This window comes from Aquitalea sp. S1-19, assembly GCF_024343515.1.
The window spans coordinates 35,852-55,018 of the sequence record NZ_RJTZ01000008.1 but is presented as its reverse complement, the minus strand read 5'-3'; the positions used below and the strand labels follow the sequence as shown (position 1 = coordinate 55,018).

Annotated in this window: 20 protein-coding genes and 1 tRNA gene; 18 read left to right on the top strand and 3 right to left on the bottom strand. The window is 58.5% G+C overall.

Annotated elements, in window-relative coordinates:
* A partial coding sequence (gene pstS / locus EGI20_RS02425) for a phosphate ABC transporter substrate-binding protein PstS (RefSeq protein WP_498629335.1) occupies positions 1 to 851 on the bottom strand: 851 nt, incomplete at its 3' end.
* A 162-nt stretch (positions 852 to 1,013) separates the two neighbouring features.
* Between pstS and tpiA the strand changes: the two genes are divergently transcribed.
* The 18 genes from tpiA (at position 1,014) to EGI20_RS02335 (ending at position 17,128) form a co-directional block, all read left to right on the top strand.
* Positions 1,014 to 1,754, top strand: coding sequence for a triose-phosphate isomerase (tpiA, locus tag EGI20_RS02420; RefSeq protein ID WP_498629341.1), 741 nt, complete (start codon positions 1,014 to 1,016; stop codon positions 1,752 to 1,754).
* A 5-nt stretch (positions 1,755 to 1,759) separates the two neighbouring features.
* Positions 1,760 to 2,110, top strand: coding sequence for a preprotein translocase subunit SecG (secG, locus tag EGI20_RS02415; RefSeq protein ID WP_498629333.1), 351 nt, complete (start codon positions 1,760 to 1,762; stop codon positions 2,108 to 2,110).
* Positions 2,111 to 2,127: 17 nt separating this feature from the next.
* Positions 2,128 to 2,213 (top strand) — tRNA-Leu (locus EGI20_RS02410).
* Positions 2,214 to 2,309: 96 nt separating this feature from the next.
* The gene (locus EGI20_RS02405) at positions 2,310 to 2,666 is read left to right on the top strand and encodes an NADH-quinone oxidoreductase subunit A (RefSeq protein WP_498629331.1); all 357 of its coding nucleotides are present in this window, start codon (positions 2,310 to 2,312) and stop codon (positions 2,664 to 2,666) included.
* Positions 2,657 to 3,133: a NuoB/complex I 20 kDa subunit family protein gene (locus tag EGI20_RS02400; protein WP_124734707.1), complete on the top strand. Its 477-nt coding sequence runs from the start codon at positions 2,657 to 2,659 to the stop codon at positions 3,131 to 3,133. Before EGI20_RS02405 ends, EGI20_RS02400 begins: the two co-directional genes overlap by 10 nt.
* Before the next feature lie 10 nt (positions 3,134 to 3,143).
* Positions 3,144 to 3,737 (top strand): NADH-quinone oxidoreductase subunit C, encoded by a 594-nt coding sequence (locus EGI20_RS02395; protein ID WP_498629329.1) that lies wholly within the window; start codon positions 3,144 to 3,146, stop codon positions 3,735 to 3,737.
* Positions 3,730 to 4,983, top strand: a complete 1,254-nt coding sequence (locus EGI20_RS02390; protein WP_498629327.1) for an NADH-quinone oxidoreductase subunit D — start codon at positions 3,730 to 3,732, stop codon at positions 4,981 to 4,983. The genes EGI20_RS02395 and EGI20_RS02390 overlap by 8 nt, the downstream gene beginning before the upstream one ends.
* On the top strand, positions 4,983 to 5,483 hold the full coding sequence (nuoE, locus tag EGI20_RS02385) for an NADH-quinone oxidoreductase subunit NuoE (RefSeq protein WP_124734710.1): 501 nt from the start codon (positions 4,983 to 4,985) through the stop codon (positions 5,481 to 5,483). Before EGI20_RS02390 ends, nuoE begins: the two co-directional genes overlap by 1 nt.
* The gene (nuoF, locus tag EGI20_RS02380; RefSeq protein WP_124734711.1) at positions 5,483 to 6,778 is read left to right on the top strand and encodes an NADH-quinone oxidoreductase subunit NuoF; all 1,296 of its coding nucleotides are present in this window, start codon (positions 5,483 to 5,485) and stop codon (positions 6,776 to 6,778) included. Before nuoE ends, nuoF begins: the two co-directional genes overlap by 1 nt.
* 3 nt (positions 6,779 to 6,781) lie before the next feature.
* Entirely contained in the window at positions 6,782 to 9,109 is a 2,328-nt protein-coding gene (gene nuoG, locus EGI20_RS02375; protein WP_498629324.1) for an NADH-quinone oxidoreductase subunit NuoG, read from the top strand.
* Between the two features lie 3 nt (positions 9,110 to 9,112).
* Positions 9,113 to 10,159, top strand: coding sequence for an NADH-quinone oxidoreductase subunit NuoH (gene nuoH / locus EGI20_RS02370; protein ID WP_124734713.1), 1,047 nt, complete (start codon positions 9,113 to 9,115; stop codon positions 10,157 to 10,159).
* Positions 10,160 to 10,181: 22 nt separating this feature from the next.
* Complete coding sequence (gene nuoI / locus EGI20_RS02365; protein WP_124734714.1) at positions 10,182 to 10,661, top strand: NADH-quinone oxidoreductase subunit NuoI; 480 nt, start codon at positions 10,182 to 10,184, stop codon at positions 10,659 to 10,661.
* 9 nt (positions 10,662 to 10,670) lie between these two features.
* A complete protein-coding gene (locus tag EGI20_RS02360; protein ID WP_498629321.1) occupies positions 10,671 to 11,309 on the top strand; it encodes an NADH-quinone oxidoreductase subunit J in 639 nt (212 codons plus the stop codon).
* 22 nt (positions 11,310 to 11,331) lie between these two features.
* Entirely contained in the window at positions 11,332 to 11,637 is a 306-nt protein-coding gene (gene nuoK / locus EGI20_RS02355; protein ID WP_124734716.1) for an NADH-quinone oxidoreductase subunit NuoK, read from the top strand.
* A gap of 29 nt (positions 11,638 to 11,666) precedes the next feature.
* Positions 11,667 to 13,712, top strand: coding sequence for an NADH-quinone oxidoreductase subunit L (gene nuoL, locus EGI20_RS02350; RefSeq protein WP_498629319.1), 2,046 nt, complete (start codon positions 11,667 to 11,669; stop codon positions 13,710 to 13,712).
* A gap of 39 nt (positions 13,713 to 13,751) precedes the next feature.
* Positions 13,752 to 15,248 (top strand): NADH-quinone oxidoreductase subunit M, encoded by a 1,497-nt coding sequence (locus tag EGI20_RS02345; protein WP_124734718.1) that lies wholly within the window; start codon positions 13,752 to 13,754, stop codon positions 15,246 to 15,248.
* An 18-nt stretch (positions 15,249 to 15,266) separates the two neighbouring features.
* Entirely contained in the window at positions 15,267 to 16,751 is a 1,485-nt protein-coding gene (nuoN, locus tag EGI20_RS02340) for an NADH-quinone oxidoreductase subunit NuoN (RefSeq protein WP_498629316.1), read from the top strand.
* Positions 16,752 to 16,831: 80 nt separating this feature from the next.
* Positions 16,832 to 17,128 carry a DUF2818 family protein gene (locus tag EGI20_RS02335; RefSeq protein ID WP_498629314.1) on the top strand — a complete coding sequence of 99 codons (297 nt, stop codon included), beginning with the start codon at positions 16,832 to 16,834 and terminating at the stop codon, positions 17,126 to 17,128.
* Positions 17,129 to 17,366: 238 nt separating this feature from the next.
* On the opposite strand, the gene EGI20_RS02330 is transcribed toward EGI20_RS02335, so the two are convergent.
* Positions 17,367 to 18,239 (bottom strand): lipid A biosynthesis lauroyl acyltransferase, encoded by an 873-nt coding sequence (locus tag EGI20_RS02330; RefSeq protein WP_498629312.1) that lies wholly within the window; start codon positions 18,237 to 18,239, stop codon positions 17,367 to 17,369.
* Positions 18,236 to 19,129 (bottom strand): lysophospholipid acyltransferase family protein, encoded by an 894-nt coding sequence (locus tag EGI20_RS02325; RefSeq protein WP_498629310.1) that lies wholly within the window; start codon positions 19,127 to 19,129, stop codon positions 18,236 to 18,238. The genes EGI20_RS02330 and EGI20_RS02325 overlap by 4 nt, the downstream gene beginning before the upstream one ends.
* Positions 19,130 to 19,167: the final 38 nt, after the last annotated feature.

The following is a 19,167-nucleotide window of genomic DNA, read 5'->3' as shown; positions in this document are numbered from 1 at the left end:
ATCAGGATGAAGGTTGCGCTAGAGATAGGCCAGCTCTCCTTGCCCTGGGCCTTGGTCAGGATCAGGTAAAAGCCGGGGGCATTTTTCCAGTCGGCACCAGCTGCTGCCGCGGCAAAGCTCTTGTCGTCCGGCTGGATAAAGCTGCCGGATGCATTTTGTACGGCGGCATGCGGGATGTTGTTGACCTTGGCGTAGGCGTATTCAACATAGCCGACCGAGCCTTTGATGCGGTTAACGTAGTTGGCCACGCCTTCATTGCCTTTGCCGCCTACGCCGACTTTCCATGCTACCGAAGTGTTGGCGCCGATGGCGGATTTCCAGGCAGGAGAAACCTTGGACAGATAGTCGGTAAAGACAAAGGTCGTGCCCGAACCGTCGGAGCGGCGTACCGGGGTGATTTTCTGGTCAGGCAGCGCCACGCCCGGGTTGAGTTTGACGATGACCGGATCGTTCCACTTGCTGACTTTACCCATATAGATGTCGGCCAGAACCGGGCCTGTCAGCTTAAGCTGACCAGGCTTGATGCCGGGCAGGTTGACGACCGGTACGACACCGCCGATCACGGTCGGAAACTGTACCAGACCTTTTTTGGCCAATTCTTCCGGCTTGAGCGGCATGTCGGATGCGCCAAAGTCTACGGTTTTGGATTCGATTTGCTTGATGCCGCCGCCGGAGCCTATCGACTGATAGTTGACGCGGTTGCCGGTCTTGGCTTTGTAAGCCTCTGCCCACTTGGCGTACAAGGGGTAAGGGAAGGTTGCGCCGGCGCCGGTAATGTCGGCGGCAAAGGCTGGGGCAATAAAGGCACCCGTCAGGGTCAGTGTGGCAGCGAGGCGTACGGTGTGTTTCATGCTGACTCCGGTTTGTGCATCAAGAAAGTTTCGATGGGCGCATCCTAGCCTGCTTTCTTTTCAGAAATATTACATTCACTGTCATCAATCGTCTTTGCGGGTTGACGCTCGCCCGTGACCCTCTGAATAATGCGGCACTTGCAAGAAATACTGGAGTCGGAAATGGGTGCCAAGCTGGTAATCGGTAACTGGAAGATGAACGGGCGGCTGGCCGCTAATGAACAACTGCTGCGTGCCATGCTGTCTATGCCGGCGATTGCGCGTAGCGGCGCAGGTATCGCTGCTCCCGCCGCTTATATCGCGCAGATTGCCGCGCTGTGTGAAGGCTCCGGCATTCAGGTTTGTGCCCAGGATGTGAGCCGGTTTGCCGCTGACGGCGCATATACCGGTGAAGTTTCTGCCTCCATGCTGGCCGATCTGGGTTGCCGCTATGTTTTGATCGGTCACTCCGAGCGGCGTCAGTATTTTGCCGAGGCCGGGGCATGTCTGGTTGATAAACTGCAGGCTGCGCTGGATGCGGGCATGGTGCCGGTGTTCTGTGTGGGCGAGACGCTGGCCGAGCGCGAGGCGGGTGAGTATTTGTCAGTGATTTTTTCCCAGCTCGAAGTTTTGCGTGGCTTTGCCGGGCGCGAACTGGTTGTGGCTTATGAGCCGGTTTGGGCGATAGGTACGGGAAAAGTAGCGAATATTGAACAAATTAGCGAAATCCACGCGGAAATAAAAAAATGGCTATTGCAAACGCTGGGGGGCACTGATAATATTCGCGTCCTCTACGGCGGCAGCGTCAAGGCAGACAACGCTGAGGTCATCATGGCAGTGCCTGGTGTTGATGGTGCGCTTGTTGGTGGGGCTTCGCTGGATGCTAGTACGTTTGAATTAATTTGCCAGACCGTTGAAAAGTAGATAAAATGGAACTCCTGAAAACACTGATCTGGATTGTAAACCTGCTTTCCGCAGTCTCTATTATCGTTCTTGTGCTGATGCAGCATGGTAAGGGCGCAGATATGGGGGCGGCATTTGGCGGTGGTGGCGGTTCTTCCGGAAGTTTGTTTGGTGCATCGGGTTCATCGAATTTTATGAGTAGAGCGACAGCTTTTTCGGCTGTTGTATTCTTCTCTACCTGTCTGGTCTTGTCCTATCTGTCCACTGAGAGACAGAATGATTTGGGCGTGATGGGTCATAGTGTTGAACAGCCTGTCTCGCAAGTCCCGAGCGGTGCGGCTGATAATAATAAAACCGGTCCAGTAGTACCGGAGTAAACCAAGGTTTGTTCAGTGCCGACATGGTGAAATTGGTAGACACGCTATCTTGAGGGGGTAGTGGCCATAGGCTGTGTGAGTTCGAGTCTCACTGTCGGCACCACAATATCTAAAAAACAGGTCACCGGGATTCCGGTGACCTGTTTTTTTTTGGAGCGATAGAAAGGCTTGCCTTTCTTTTTTAGGGGTGTTCGGGAAAATGCTGCAGAATTACTTCCCTATCTTGCTGTTTGTCATTGTCGGCCTTATGGTCGGTGTCGGGCCTATCCTTCTTGGTAAGCTCGTCTCCCCCAATCGGCCCGACCCTGAGAAACTGTCACCATACGAGTGTGGCTTCGAAGCTTTCGAAGACACGCGCATGCGTTTTGATGTGCGTTACTACCTCGTTGCAATTCTCTTTATCTTGTTCGATCTCGAAATCGCTTTCCTGTTCCCTTGGGCTGTCGTGCTCAAGGAAATCGGCATGTTCGGTTTTGGCGCCATGCTGGTTTTCCTGGCCATTCTGACGATCGGCTTTATCTATGAATGGAAAAAAGGGGCGCTGGAATGGGAATAGAAGGGATTCTCGAGAAGGGTTTTGTCACCACTACGGCTGACACCCTGATCAACTGGACGCGCACGGGTTCCATGTGGCCGATGACTTTCGGCCTGGCCTGCTGTGCGGTGGAAATGATGCATGCCGGTGCGGCGCGTTACGATCTGGACCGCTTCGGCATCGTATTCCGCCCCAGTCCGCGTCAGTCCGACCTGATGATTGTTGCCGGTACCTTGTGCAACAAGATGGCTCCGGCCCTCAGGAAGGTCTACGACCAGATGGCTGAACCGCGCTGGGTGATTTCCATGGGTTCGTGTGCCAACGGAGGCGGGTATTACCATTACTCGTATTCTGTGGTGCGCGGCTGTGACCGCATCGTGCCCGTCGATGTCTACGTGCCGGGCTGCCCGCCAACGGCTGAAGCCTTGTTGTACGGCATCATTCAGCTGCAGAACAAGATAAAACGCACCAATACTATCGCCCGCTGAGGGAGACGCCATGGCCTCCAAAATGGAAGCGCTCAAATCGAGCGTCGAGAGTCTGCTCGCGCCACATATTGTGCATAGCACAATTGCGTTTGACGAGCTAACTGTCGTATGCAAGTCTGATTGCTTGGTCGAAGTCGCGACAAAATTGCGCGATTCGGCCGAGCTTTCGTTTGAACAATGCATAGACATGTGCGGCATGGATTACAGCACGTACCGGGATAGTCCCTGGGACGGTCCGCGCTTTGCCGCCGTGTATCAGTTGTTGTCGCTCAAGCACAACCAGCGCATCCGTTTGCGCTGTTTTGCCGAGGATGATGACTTTCCCGTCCTGCCTACCTTGACCGGTGTCTGGAGCTGCCTCAACTGGTACGAGCGCGAAGCGTTCGACCTGTTCGGGCTGATGTTTGACCAGCACCCGGATTTGCGCCGCATCCTGACCGACTACGGCTTTGTCGGTCACCCGTTCCGCAAGGATTTCCCGGTGACGGGCTTTGTGGAAATGCGTTACGACGCAAGCCAGCAGCGTGTGATCTACCAGCCGGTCAGCATCGAACCGCGCGAGATCACCCCGCGCATTATTCGCGAGGAGAACTACGGTGGCTGATATCCGCAATTACACGCTGAACTTCGGCCCGCAGCATCCGGCTGCACACGGCGTATTGCGCCTGGTGCTGGAGCTGGATGGCGAGGTGGTACAGCGTGCCGACCCGCATATCGGCCTGCTGCACCGAGGCACCGAGAAGCTGGCCGAATCCAAGACCTATATCCAGGCGCTTCCTTATATGGACCGTCTGGATTACGTGTCGATGATGTGCAACGAGCACGCCTACTGCCTGGCGGTCGAGAAGCTGACCGGGGTCGACGTACCGCTGCGCGCACAGTATATCCGCGTGATGTTTGCCGAGATTACCCGCATCCTGAACCACTTGCTGTGGATCGGTGCGCACTCGATCGACATTGGCGCGATGACCATGTTCCTGTACGCGTTCCGCGAGCGTGAGGATCTGATGGATCTGTACGAGGCGGTGTCCGGTGCGCGTCTGCACGCGGCCTACTTCCGCCCGGGCGGTGTGTATCGCGATCTGCCGGACACCATGCCGCAGTACACCGCTTCCAAGATCAAGAATGCCCGTGAAGTCGCACGCCTGAACGAAAACCGTCAGGGCACGATGCTGGACTTCATCGAGGACTTCACCCGCCGCTTCCCGGCCTGCATCGACGAGTATGAAACCCTGCTCACCGATAACCGCATCTGGAAGCAGCGTACCGTCGGCATCGGCGTGGTCAGCCCCGAGCGTGCTTTGCAGCTGGGCTTTACCGGCCCGATGCTGCGCGGCTCCGGCGTGGCGTGGGACTTGCGCAAGACCCAGCCTTACGACGTGTATGCCGAGATGGATTTCGACATTCCTGTCGGCAAGACCGGTGACTGCTACGACCGTTATCTGGTGCGGATGGAAGAGTTCCGCCAGTCCAACCGCATCATTGCCCAGTGCGTAAAGTGGCTGAAAGCCAACCCGGGTCCGGTGATTACCGAGAACCACAAGGTGGCGCCGCCATCGCGCGAAGGCATGAAAACCAATATGGAAGAGCTGATCCACCACTTCAAGCTCTTTACCGAAGGCATGCATGTACCCGAGGGCGAAGTCTATGTCGGTACCGAACACCCGAAAGGCGAGTTCGGTATCTATATGGTGTCCGACGGAGCCAACAAGCCGTACCGCCTGAAGATCCGTGCCCCGGGTTACGCGCATATCGCGGGCCTGGACGAAATGGCACGCGGTCACATGATTGCCGACGTGGTCGCGATCATCGGTACGCAGGATATCGTGTTTGGGGAGATTGACCGCTGATGTTGTCCGCAGAATCGCTTGCAAGTATTGACCGCGAGGTTGCCAAGTACCCTGCCGACCAGAAGCGGTCGGCGGTAATGGCCGCGCTGAGGATCGCGCTGACCGAACGTCGCGAACAGGGCCAGACGCCGGAGGCGCGCTGTCTGACGCCCGAGGTGATCGAGTATGTGGCGAATTATCTGGAGATTGCTCCGGTTGCCGCGTACGAAGTAGCCACTTTCTACAACATGTACGACATGAAGCCGGTGGGCAAGTACAAGATCACCGTCTGCACCAATTTGCCGTGCGCACTGTCCGGTGGTGTGTCTGCCGCCAAATACCTGTCGGAAAAGCTGGGCATCGCCATCGGCGAAACCACGGCCGACGGCAAGTACACCCTGCTGGAAGGGGAGTGCATGGGCGCATGCGGTGATGCACCGGTCTTGCTGGTGAACAACCACAAGATGTGCAGCCATATGTCGCCGGCAGCGATAGACCAGAAACTGGCGGAGCTCGAATAATGGCGATCTTCAAAAGTGGTGTGATTTTCGAAGGCGTGGACACCCAGGACGAAAATGCCTGGCGTCTGGCCGCCTACGAGGCGCGTGGCGGTTATGTTGCCCTGCGTAAAATCCTTGCGGCGCAGATGCCGCAGGACGAGGTGATTGCCGAAGTGAAAAACTCCGGCTTGCGCGGTCGTGGTGGTGCGGGCTTTCCGACCGGCCTGAAGTGGAGCTTCATGCCGCGCAGCTTCCCTGGCGACAAATACGTGGTGTGCAATACCGACGAGGGCGAGCCGGGTACGTTCAAGGATAGAGACATCCTGCGCTACAACCCGCATGCGCTGATCGAAGGCATGATCATCGCCGGTTACGCCATGGGCACCCGAGCCGGTTACAACTACATCCACGGCGAAATCTTCGAAGCCTACGAGCAGTTCGAAGCCGCACTGGATGAAGCGCGTGCCGCCGGCTTGCTGGGGCAGAATATTCTTGGTACCGGTTTCAATTTCGAGCTGTATGCGGCGCATGGTTATGGCGCCTATATCTGCGGCGAAGAAACGGCCTTGCTGGAGTCGCTGGAAGGCAAAAAAGGCCAGCCGCGCTTCAAGCCGCCGTTCCCTGCGTCGTATGGTCTGTACGGCAAACCGACCACCATCAACAACACCGAATCCTTCGCTTCGGTGCCGTTCATTATCAAGGACGGCGCGCAGAAGTTCCTGGAAGCGGGCAAGCCGAACAACGGCGGCACCAAGCTGTTCTCGGTGTCCGGCCATGTGAACCGTCCGGGCAACTACGAAGTGCCGCTGGGCACGCCGTTTACCGAACTGCTGGAAATGGCCGGCGGCATGCGTGACGGCAAAAAGCTCAAGGCGGTGATCCCGGGCGGCTCGTCCGCGCCGGTACTGCCGGCCGAGATCATGCTGGGCGTGACCATGGATTACGACAGTATTTCCAAGGCCGGTTCCATGCTGGGTTCGGGCGCCGTTATCGTGATGAACGAAGACGTGTGCATGGTGCGCGCGCTGGAGCGTCTGGCCTACTTCTATCACGAGGAATCGTGCGGCCAGTGCACGCCGTGCCGCGAAGGCACCGGCTGGCTGTACCGCATCATCCATCGCATCCTGAACGGCGAAGGCCGTCCGGGAGATCTCGAATTGCTGGATTCCGTCGGCAACAATATGGCTGGCCGCACCATCTGTGCGCTGGCCGATGCCGCCGTTTTCCCGGTCCGCAGCTTCACCAAGCACTTCCGTCATGAGTTCGAGTACCTGATCGAACACGGTAAGCCGCTGGTGGATCACAAATGGTGTTGAGCGATGCTTGAAATCGAAATCGACGGTAAAAAACTGACGGCCCCGCAGGGCAGCACCGTAATGGAAGCTGCCCATTCGATCGGGACGTATATTCCGCACTTCTGCTACCACAAGAAACTGTCCATCGCGGCCAACTGCCGCATGTGTCTGGTCGAGGTGGAAAAGGCACCCAAGCCGCTGCCGGCTTGTGCCACGCCAGTGACGGACGGCATGAAGATCCATACCCACTCCGATCTGGCGAAGAAGGCCCAGGCCGGGGTGATGGAGTTCCTGCTGATCAACCACCCGCTGGATTGCCCGATCTGCGACCAGGGCGGTGAATGCCAGCTGCAGGACATCGCGGTCGGTTACGGCAACGGTGCTTCGCGCTATCAGGAAGAAAAGCGTGCCGTGCCGGGCAAGGATATGGGCCCGCTGGTCTCGGCCGAAGAAATGAGCCGCTGCATCCACTGCACGCGCTGCGTCCGCTTCACCGAGGAAATCGGCGGCTTCCAGGAAATCGGCATGGCTCATCGCGGCGAGTTCTCCGAGATCCTGCCTTTCCTGGGCAAGACGGTGAATTCGGAAATCTCCGGCAACGTGATCGATCTGTGCCCGGTTGGCGCGTTGACCTCCAAGCCTTACCGCTACAGCACCCGTGCCTGGGAGCTGTCGCGCCGCAAGTCGGTCAGCCCGCATGATGGTCTGGGTGCCAACCTGATTGTCCAGGTCAAGCACAATGAAGTGATGCGCGTGCTACCGCTGGAAAACGAAGAGATCAACGAGTGCTGGCTCGCCGACCGCGACCGCTTCTCCTATCAGGGCCTGAACAGCGATGCGCGCCTGAAGACCCCGAAGATCAAGTTTGACGGGCGCTGGCACGATACCGACTGGGAAACCGCACTGGCCTATGTGGTCAAGGGTCTGAACGGCGTATCGGCCGATCACGGCAAGGACGCCATCGGCTTCCTGACCAGCCCGCACTCGACCACCGAAGAGCTGTATCTGGCGCAGAAGCTGGCGCGTGCTTTCGGCGTCAACAATATCGACTACCGCCTGTCGCGCAGCGATTTTAGTGCCGATGCGGCCAAGCAGGGCGCCGAGTGGCTGGGTTCCTCCATCGTCGAACTGGCTGCGGCCAAGTCGGTGCTGGTGATCGGTTCGAGCTTGCGCAGCGAACAGCCTTTGCTGGCTTCGCGCATTCGCCAGGCCAGCAAGAAGGGCATGGCGCTCAATATCATCCATGTCGCCGACGACGAGCTGTTGATGAACGTCCACGCCAAGCTGATTGCCTCGCCTCTGGCGCTGGTCAATGCGGTAGCGCAGGTGCTCAAGGCAGTGGTGGCGATCAAGGGTGGCGACAGCACGCTGGATTTGGCTCAGGTGGACGTGTCGACTCAGGCGCAAGCCATCGCCGACAGCCTGTGCGCAGGCGAAACGGCGCGCATCGTACTGGGCGCCGTTGCCCAGCATCACCCGGCTTACAGCGAACTGCTGGCGCTGACGCAGGAGATTGCCCGTTTGAGCGGTGCCGGTTTCGGTGTCTTGTCCGAAGCGGCCAATAGCGTGGGCGCGGAACTGGTTTGCGCATGGGCGCAAGGCGGCATGAGCGCCGGCGAGATGATCGCTTCGCCACGCAAGGCCTATGTCCTGCTGAACACCGAGCCCGAGTTCGATGGCTATAACAGCGCAGCCAGCGTGGCGGCCATGAAGCAGGCGGCGACCGTGATCGCGCTGACGGCCTACCAGAGCGAAGGCTTGCTCGACTACGCCGACGTGCTGCTGCCGATCGCACCGTTCTCCGAAACGGCCGGTTCTTTCGTCAATATGGAAGGCCGTCTGCAGGCATTCAACGGCGTGACCAAGCCGCAAGGCGAAGCGCGTCCGGCGTGGAAGGTGCTGCGCGTGCTGGGCAATATGCTGAGCCTCGACGGTTTCGGCTTTAACAGCGCCGAAGAAGTCCGTAGCGAACTGTTGGCCAAGGGCGATATCGCCCAGCGTCTGAACAACAGCCTGAGCAGCATCGCAGCCAAAACGGAAGCCAAGGCCGGGGTGGTGCGGGTGGGTGAAGTGCCGGTTTACAGCACCGATGCCATCTGCCGCCATGCGCCAGCCTTGCAGGCGACCGCACTGGCCGCTGCGCCGGTTGCACGGGTTGCTGCCGATGTGTTTGCTTCGGCAGGTCTGGCCGAGGGCGAACTTGCGCTGGTGAAGCAGGGCGGCGCGACGCTGCGTGTGCCTGCGCATCTGGATGCGGGCTTGCCGGCCGGTGTGGTTCGTCTGGCGGTGGCGCGTGCCGAAACAGCGATGCTGGGCGGCATGTTCGACACCATTGAAATCGAGCGGGGGTAAGCCATGGAATTCATTCAAGGATTGCTGGGTGAGCAAGCCGGGCTGGTGGTCTGGACCCTGCTCAAAATCGTTGCCATTGTTGCGCCGATGATGCTGGCCGTTGCCTATCTGACGCTGGCCGAGCGCAAGGTGATCGGTTATATGCAGCTGCGTATCGGCCCTAACCGGGTCGGTCCTTACGGCCTGCTGCAACCGATTGCCGACGGCGTGAAGCTCTTGCTGAAAGAGATCATCCTGCCGGCCAAGTCGAACAAGGCGCTGTTCATTATCGGCCCCATCCTGTCGATCGCACCGGCTCTGGCTGCGTGGGCGGTAGTGCCGTTTACCGACACGCTGGTGCTGGCCAATATCGATGCCTCGCTGCTGTACATCATGGCGGTGACGTCGATGGGTGTGTACGGCGTGATCATCGCCGGCTGGGCGGCCAACTCCAAGTACTCCTTCCTTGGCGCCATGCGCTCGGCGGCACAGATCGTGTCCTACGAGATTGCCATGGGCTTTGCCTTGGTGACGGTGCTGATGGTGTCGGGCAGCCTCAACCTGGTCGAGATCGTCAACCAGCAAGGGCGGGGAATGGGCGGCGGTTCCATTCTGTCGTGGAATTTGATCCCGCTGTTTCCGATGTTCATCGTCTATCTGATTGCCGGTGTTGCGGAAACCAACCGCGCGCCGTTTGACGTGGCCGAAGGCGAATCGGAAATCGTGGCCGGCTTCCATGTCGAGTACTCGGGCATGGCGTTCGCGGTGTTCTTCCTGGCCGAATACGCCAACATGATCCTGATTGCGGCGCTGACTTCGCTGATGTTCCTAGGTGGCTGGCTGTCGCCGTTCCCGGCGTCGTGGGGCTTGCTGGGGGCGTCCGGCTTTATCTGGCTTGCGCTGAAGATCAGCCTGGTGCTGTTCTGCTTCTTGTGGTTCCGTGCGACCTTCCCGCGCTACCGCTACGACCAGATCATGCGCCTGGGCTGGAAAGTCTTCATTCCGGTGACGCTGGTATGGGTGGTCGTGGTCGGTGCGTGGATGATGAGCCCGCTGTCCTTGTGGCAATAAGGTCGGGGACCGGAGAAACAATATGAATAAATTTTTCAAGACCTTCTTCCTGCTGGAGCTGCTCAAGGGCCTATCGGTGACGCTGCGCTATTTCTTTGCGCGCAAGATCACCGTGCAGTTCCCGGAAGAGAAGACGCCGATGTCGCCGCGTTTTCGCGGCCTGCACGCCCAGCGCCGCTACGCCAATGGCGAAGAGCGCTGCATCGCGTGCAAGCTGTGCGAGGCGGTGTGCCCGGCCATGGCGATCACCATCGAGTCGGAGCAGCGTGATGACGGCACCCGCCGCACCAGCCGTTACGACATCGATCTGACCAAGTGCATCTTCTGCGGTTTTTGTGAAGAAGCGTGCCCGGTCGACGCCATCGTCGAGACGCATATCTTCGAATACCACGGAGAGAAGCGCGGCGACCTGTATTACACCAAGCCGATGTTGCTGGCAGTAGGCGATAAGTACGAAGCCGAAATTGCCAAGAACAAGGCCGCCGACGCCAAGTATCGCTAAGGGGGGAACATGAGCTTTCCATTGATAGTTTTTTACGTACTCTCGGCGATCCTGCTGTTCTCGGCCTTCAAGGTCGTGACTGCCAAGAACCCGGTGCATGCCGCACTGTGGCTGGTGCTGGCTTTCTTTACCTCGTCCGGTCACTGGTTGCTGCTGCAGGCCGAGTTTCTGGCCATCGCGCTGGTGCTGGTTTACGTCGGCGCGGTGATGGTTCTGTTCCTGTTCGTGGTGATGATGCTGGACATCAATATCGAGAAGATGCGTGCCGGTTTCTGGCAGCACTTCCCGCTGGCTGCGACCGTGGGGCTGATTATGGTGGCCGAGATGGTGCTGATTCTGGCCAGCCCGCAAGCGCATCTGGCCGGCTACGAAGCGGCCGCGCCGCTGGCAGCCGATGCCAGCAACGTCAAGGTGCTGGGCCTGCAGATCTACACCACCTATCTGATGCCGTTCGAACTGGCTGCCGTGCTGTTGCTGCTGGCGATTGTGGCCGCGATTGCGCTGACCCAGCGCGAGCGCAAGGACGGCAAGTATGTCGACCCTGCCATGCAGGTCGAGGTGAAGGCTAGCGATCGCCTGAGTATTGTAAAAATGGCCGCCGTACGCGACGAGCCGGTGATTAACGAAACCAACGAGCCGCAGGCTTGAGCCCGCAAGAAAGGAAAGCAAAGTGCTGACTCTGACACACTTTCTCGTGCTGGCTGCCGTGCTGTTTTCCATCAGCGTGATGGGGATTTTCCTCAACCGCAAGAACGTGATCGTTCTGCTGATGGCAATCGAGCTGATGCTGCTGGCCGTGAATTTCAACTTCATCGCCTTTTCGCACTACCTCTCCGATACGGCGGGGCAGATCTTCGTGTTCTTCATCCTGACGGTGGCCGCAGCCGAGTCTGCTATCGGTCTTGCCATTCTGGTGGTGCTGTTCCGCAACCAGAGCACCATCAATATTGAAGACCTGGATAGCCTCAAAGGCTAAGCAGATACCAACAAACGAGAAGCCAGAAAATGGATATGAAGAGCTTATACCTGCTGATTGCCCTCTCGCCGCTGGCGGGGGCCATCATTGCAGGCTTGTTTGGCTGGGCGATAGGACGCCGCGCCGCACACGTCGTGACCATCGCGGGTGTGGCGGTTTCGGCCGTCCTCTCGCTCAAGGTGCTCTACGGTTTTCTTAACGGTGGAGCAGTCTTTAACGAAACGGTTTACACCTGGCTGACTGTCGGCGGCATGGAGTTCTCCGTCGGCTTCCTGGTCGACAGCCTGACCGCGCTGATGCTGGTGGTGGTGACTTCGGTATCGCTGATGGTGCATATCTACACCATCGGCTATATGTCCGAAGATCCGGGCTACCAGCGTTTCTTCAGCTACATCTCCTTGTTTACCTTCTCCATGCTGATGCTGGTGATGAGTAACAACTTCGTGCAGCTGTTCTTCGGCTGGGAGGCGGTGGGTCTGGTGTCCTACCTGCTGATTGGTTTCTGGTTCAAGCGCCCGACGGCGACTTACGCCAACCTCAAGGCATTCCTGGTCAACCGCGTAGGTGACTTCGGTTTCCTCTTGGGTATCGGCCTGGTGCTGGCGCATTTCGGCGGTTCGCTCAACTACGCCGACGTGTTTGCTGCCTTGCCGCAGGTGAAAGACCAGACCATCCAGATCATTCCGGGTGTGGATTGGTCGCTGATGACCGTCACCTGCATCTTGCTGTTTGTCGGTGCGATGGGTAAATCGGCACAGTTCCCGCTGCATGTCTGGCTGCCGGATTCGATGGAAGGCCCGACACCGATTTCGGCGCTGATCCACGCGGCGACCATGGTGACGGCCGGTATCTTCATGGTGTCGCGCATGAGCCCGATGTTCGAGCTGTCGGACACCGCGCTGAACTTCGTCATGATCACCGGTTCGATCACTGCGCTGTTTATGGGCTTTTTGGGCATCGTGCAGAACGACATCAAGCGCGTGGTGGCTTACTCCACGCTGTCGCAGCTGGGTTACATGACCGTGGCGCTGGGCGCATCGGCCTACTCGGTGGCCATGTTCCATGTGATGACCCATGCCTTCTTCAAGGCGCTGCTGTTCCTTGCCGCCGGTTCGGTCATTATCGGCATGCACCACGAACAGGACATGCGCAAGATGGGCGGCCTGCGCAAATACATGCCTATCACCTGGATCACCAGCTTGCTGGGTAGCTTGGCGCTGATCGGTACCCCGTTCTTCTCCGGCTTCTACTCCAAGGATTCCATCATCCTGGCAGTCGAGCACAGCAATCTGGCCGCTTCCGGTTTCGCGACCTTTGCGGTACTGGCCGGCGTATTTGTCACGGCGTTCTACAGCTTCCGCATGTATTTCCTGGTGTTCCACGGCAAGGAGCGCTGGATGGATGCGGCGCACCCGGCCAACCATCATGGTGACCATGCTGATGAAGAGCCGGATCATGACCATCACCACGGTCTGGGCCCGAACGACAAGCCGCATGAAAGCCCATGGGTGGTGACTCTGCCGCTGGTGCTGCTGGCGATTCCTTCGGTGATCATCGGTTACTTTGCGGTGGGCCCGCTGGTTGGCGGCGACTTCTTCAATGGCGTGATCTTCACCAATCTGGCTGCACATCCGGGTCTGGCTGCTGTTGTGCCGCATGCAGAGCACGCTTTTGAAATGGGCATGCACGCCTTTGTGACGCTGCCGTTCTGGCTGGCGCTCTCTGGTGTGGTCACGGCCTGGGTGTTCTATATGAAGGCGCCACAGATTCCGGCTGCCATCAAGAAGACTTTCGCTCCGGTGAATACCCTGCTGGAAAACAAGTACTACCTGGACGAGATCTACTTTGCCGTGTTTGCCAAGGGCAGCCGTGCTTTGGGGACCTTCTTCTGGAAGATCTGCGACATGCTCCTGATCGACGGCCTGATCGTCAATGGTTCGGCCAAGCTGGTGGGTTCGTTCTCGCGCGTGGTACGCCGCCTGCAGACCGGTTTTATCTACAGCTACGCCACCACCATGATTGTCGGTGTACTGGCCCTGATCACCATCTGGTTCTCGCAGCTCATCTTCGGTTGAGCGCGGTATCGGGATTGAAATAACAAATAGGTTTTGACTATGTTATCTAATCTGTTAAGTCTGGTGATCTGGGTGCCTATCGCCGCCGGCTTGCTGGTACTGGCTACCGGGGGGGATCAGCGTGCTGTTCTCGCCCGCTGGCTGGCGCTGGCGGGCGCGGCGCTGGGTTTCCTGGTGTCACTGCCGCTGTTCCTGAATTTTGACGTGCTCAATGCGGGCATGCAGTTCGAAGAGATGCGTCCGTGGATTGCGGCGCTCAATATCAACTACCACCTGGGCGTGGACGGCATCTCGATGCTGTTTATCGTGCTCAACAGCTTCATCACCCTGATGGTGGTGCTGGCTGGCTGGGAAGTGATCCAGAAACGCGTGGCGCAGTATATGGCCGCCTTTTTGATCATGTCCGGCCTGATCAACGGTGCTTTCGCCGCGCTGGACGCGATCCTGTTTTATGTGTTCTTCGAGGCGATGCTGATCCCGATGTATCTGATCATCGGTGTCTGGGGTGGCCCGCGCCGCGTGTATGCGTCGATCAAGTTCTTCCTGTACACGCTGCTGGGTTCGCTGTTGATGCTGGTAGCTTTCATCTACCTGTATTTTGCTGCCGGCAAGACCTTCTCCATCCTGGCCTTCCAGGATCTGATGGCCATCCCGCTGAATGTGCAGATCCTGCTGTTCATCGCCTTCTTCATGTCGTTCGCGGTGAAGGTGCCAATGTGGCCGGTGCATACCTGGCTGCCGGATGCGCACGTCGAGGCGCCAACCGGCGGCTCCATGGTGCTGGCGGCAATCACGCTGAAGATCGGTGCCTACGGCTTCCTGCGATTCGCCCTGCCTATCCTGCCGGATGCCTCGCGTGAACTGGCCCCCATCATCGTCGGCCTATCGCTGGTGGCGGTGGTGTATATCGGCTTGGTCGCACTGGTGCAGACCGATATGAAGAAACTGGTGGCGTACTCGTCGATCTCGCACATGGGCTTCGTCACGCTGGGCTTCTTCCTGTTTGCCGGCAACGAGCTGAATGTGTGGGCGGTTGAAGGCGCCATCGTACAGATGGTCAGCCACGGTTTTGTCTCCGCCGCGATGTTCTTCTGTATCGGCGTAATGTACGACCGCGTGCACAGCCGCAATATCGCCGACTACGGCGGTGTCGCCAACAAGATGCCGATTTTCGCCGCCTTTATGGTGCTGTTCGCGATGGCCAACTCCGGCCTGCCGGCGACTTCGGGCTTTGTCGGTGAATTCATGGTGATCATGGGTGCGGTGCAGGTGAACTTCTGGGTGGCTGCACTGGCCGCGCTGACGCTGATCTTCGGTGCTGCGTACACGCTGTGGATGGTCAAGCGCGTGATCTTCGGCGAGGTGGGCAACCACCATGTGGAAGAACTCAAGGACGTGAACAAGCGCGAGTTCCTGGTGCTGGCGGTGCTGGCGCTGACCGTGCTGGGCATGGGCCTGTATCCGCAAGCCTTCGTCGACAAGATGCATCTGTCGGTGAATGACCTGATCGCGCATGTTGCGCAAAGCAAGCTGTAAGGCCACAAGGAAAACGTAATGACTTGGGCTGATCTTAATCTGATGCCGGCATTGCCCGAGATCTTCCTGCTCGCGGCGCTGTCGTTCATCCTCGTACTCGATCTTTTCATCCCTGATGAAAAGCGCGGTGTTACCTATGGCTTGTCGCTGCTGACGCTGGCGGCTTGTGCCGCGCTGCAACTGGCGACTTTCGAGCCGTTTGCCACCACCACCTTCTCCGGCATGTTTGTCGATGACCCGATGGCCGACATCATCAAGGTCGCGATGTATGGCGTGACGGCAGCGGTGCTGGTGTATACCCGCCAGTATGTGGCTGATCGCGGCATGTTCCGCGGCGAGTACTACACCTTGTCGCTGTTCGCGCTGTTGGGCATGAACGTGATGGTGTCGTCTTCGCACTTCCTGACGCTGTATATCGGTCTGGAACTGCTGTCGCTGGCGCTGTATGCGCTGATCGCGCTGCGCCGTGACTCGGCTGCCGGCACGGAAGCGGCGATGAAGTACTTTGTGCTGGGCGCGCTGGCCTCGGGCATGCTGCTGTACGGTATGTCAATGGTGTACGGTGCTACCGGCTCGCTGGCGATCAGCGAAATCGCTGCGGCGATTGCCTCCGGCCACAGCAATGCGGTGCTGCTGGTGTTCGGTCTGGTGTTCCTAGTGGCAGGTCTCGCGTTCAAGCTGGGTGCCGTTCCGTTCCATATGTGGGTGCCGGACGTTTATCAGGGCTCGCCGACTGCCGTGACGCTGATGCTGGGTGCTGCACCCAAGCTGGCGGCCTTCGTGTTCATTATCCGCATTCTGGTGCAGGGTCTGGGCGAGCTGTCGGGTGACTGGCAGGGCATGCTGGTGTTGATCGCCGCGCTGTCGATGATGATCGGTAACGTTGCCGCCATCGCGCAGACCAATATCAAGCGCATGCTGGCCTACTCGACCATCTCGCACATGGGCTTTTTGCTCTTGGGCTTGCTGGCGGCCAACGAACAGGGCTACGCCTCGGCCATGTTCTACGCCATGGTCTATGTACTGACCACGCTGGCCGGCTTCGGTGTCTTGCTGGCGCTGTCGCATGCCGGTTTTGAATGCGAGAAGCTGGAAGACCTGAAGGGCCTGAACCAGCGCAATAGCTGGTATGCCTTCCTGATGCTGCTGGTGATGTTCTCCATGGCAGGCATTCCGCCACTGGCCGGCTTCTATGCCAAGTTTGCCGTGATCAAGTCGGTTGTCGACCTGGGTGCGGTCAATATGGGCTTCGGCATGGTGAGCGCGCTCTATCTGGCGGTGTTTGCGGTGATGATGTCGCTGGTTGGTGCCTTCTACTATCTGCGCGTCGTGAAGAATATGTACTTTGACGACAAACAGAGCGATACACCGATTGTGGTACGCGGCGAAATGAAGGTTTTGCTGTCGGTGAATGCGCTGGCCTTGCTGGTGCTGGGTGTGTTGCCGCAGGGTTTGATTGAACTTTGTATCGAAGCCATGCGTCAATCACTGGCCGTTCTGTAAAAGCAGCGTCTTAAAAACCGGACGGGCGTGTTGCGAAGCTGCGCAACACGCCCGTTTTTATTGAAGTGACAGGAAATAAAATGGAATCCAGCGTCATCGTCCTGCTAGTGCTCGCCCTGGTCGCGGCCAACCTGCCGTTTATTCTGCCGCGCGTCGCCGGTGTCTTTGCCGTCAAGCGCAAACACTTTGGCTGGCAGTTTCTGGAGTTTCTGGTCTTGTATTTGCTGGTCGGCCTGCTGGCGCGGCTTTTGGAGGCACAGCAGATGCCGGTGCATGCACAGAACTGGCAGTTTTACGTCACCACGCTGGCCCTGTTCGCGGTATTCGCCTTCCCCGGCTTTGTCGCCTGCTACTTCTGGCGCGGCGCACGCCGATAGCGTTATTGCCCTCATCCCGACCCTCTTCCGCCAGCGGGCGAGGGTGTCTATCCCGACAGCCGATATTTTTAGCTATTTCCTTCTCCCGCATACGGGAGAAGGTGGCGCGTAGCGCCGGATGAGGGCGTGCCGCACCACCTTCACCCAGCCTCCCCGCCAGCAGGCGAGGGGTATCAATCGCCCGCTTGGCGGGCTCCCACAGGACAGCCAGCGTAGGCGACCACGCAGCGGGCGATTCTCAGCGTTGATAGAACGATGCCTCGCCCTCGGGGCGGGTCTTGAAGCGCTTGTGCAGCCAGAAATACTGTTCGGGCGCTTCGAGTATGCGCTGTTCCAGAAATTCGTTCATGCGCCGGGTGTCGGCCTCAATATCGTCGCTGGGAAAGTTGTCCCAAGCAGGATAAAAGGTCAGCGTGACGCCATGTTGGGTGCGCACAGGAATCGCCGGCACGATCTTCGCCTTGGCCAGTCCTGCAATCCGCGACAGGCCCGGCACGGTGGCGGTCTGCACGCCGAAAAAGGGCACAAAGATGGAGTCGCGCCGGCCGAAGTCCTGGTCGGGCAGATAGAGGAATGGGGCGTGTTGCTTGCGCATGGCCTTGATAATGGCGCGCAGGCTCTCCTGGCGTGACACGATAAATGCGTTGTCGAAGCGGTTGCGCCCGGCGTACATCTTTGCATCCATCGCCTTGTTCTTCTGGTGCGAATAGACGCTGACCAGCGGCACTTCCAGATTCAGCCTTAATGCCGCCAGTTCGAAGCCGACAAAGTGCGGATAGAACAGGATCACGTCTTCGCCGGCATCCCTGAGGTCGGTCAGGTGATGCAGATCCTTGAGTTCAACCAGCTGCCTGATGCGTGCCGGACTGCTCCACCAGCAAATGCCGTATTCCAGCATCAGTTGCAGCATATGGCCGAAATGGCGGCGCAGGATGCGCACGCGCTCGGCCTGTTTCATGGCAGGAAAGCACAGGCGCAAATTGGTGAGGCCTATGCGGCGGCGCTCGCCGGCCAAAAGATAGGTAACGGCACCCAGTCCCTGTGCCAGTCGTGAAATCAGGCAAACAGGCAACAGGCGAATCAGCCAGAGCAGGGCAAAAGCAATCTTCATTGAGTCGGGTTTTCCGCGTGTGGCCCGCTGGCGCCGGCCGGTGTTTTGTAACGGTTATAGCTCCACAGATACTGGGTGGGGCAGCGGCGTATCAAGGTTTCTACCGCACGATTCATCCGTGCTGCATCTTCCGCCTTGTCGCCGTCAAATGCTTCTTCTAGCGGGCTGACATGTACGACAAAGCCTTGTCCTTTGGGCAGACGCTCGCCGTAAAACATCAGCGTTGTGACTTTGGCCATCCGCGCCAGGCGCGGTACCAGTGTCATGGTATAGGCCGGGCGGCCGAAAAAGGGCGCCCAGACGCCATCACCGCTGCCGGGTACCTGATCCGGCAAGATAATGGTCGCTTCACCGTTTTTCAGCGCTTTCATGACCAAGCGTACGCCGGCAGGCGTTGCGGGTGCGGTTTTGGCATTGTCGCGCATGCGTCCGCCCTGCATTACCGGCTCCAGCCACGCCATCTTGGGCGGGCGGTACATGGCGGTCAGCGGAAAAGGCAGGCGTGAACTGATGTAGCGCCCGGCAATATCGTAGGCCCCCAGATGGGGGGTGACAAAGATAATGCCGTGGCCATCTGACAGTGCTTGTTCGACATGCTCCCAGCCGTCGCAGGATTTGATCAGCGCGCAAATGTCAGCAGAATCACGTGTCCAGGCGATAGCCAGTTCCAGCGTGCTTTTTCCGGTTTCGGAAACACTTTTTTTGACATATTCTTGATAAACCTGATAATTGGCGCAAACTCCACTTTTTTTCAGGTTTTCTTCGATCCTCGCAGCATATTGCGGGGAGGTTTGGTAGACAATCCGGCCCAGTAACGTACCGAGTGCCTGTAGCCAACGTAGCGGCAGACTGGCAAGGGCGGCGAGCAGGATTTGAGCGAGTCGGGACATGGCAGTCCTAGCGTCCGGGTCAAAACGGGTCATTCTAC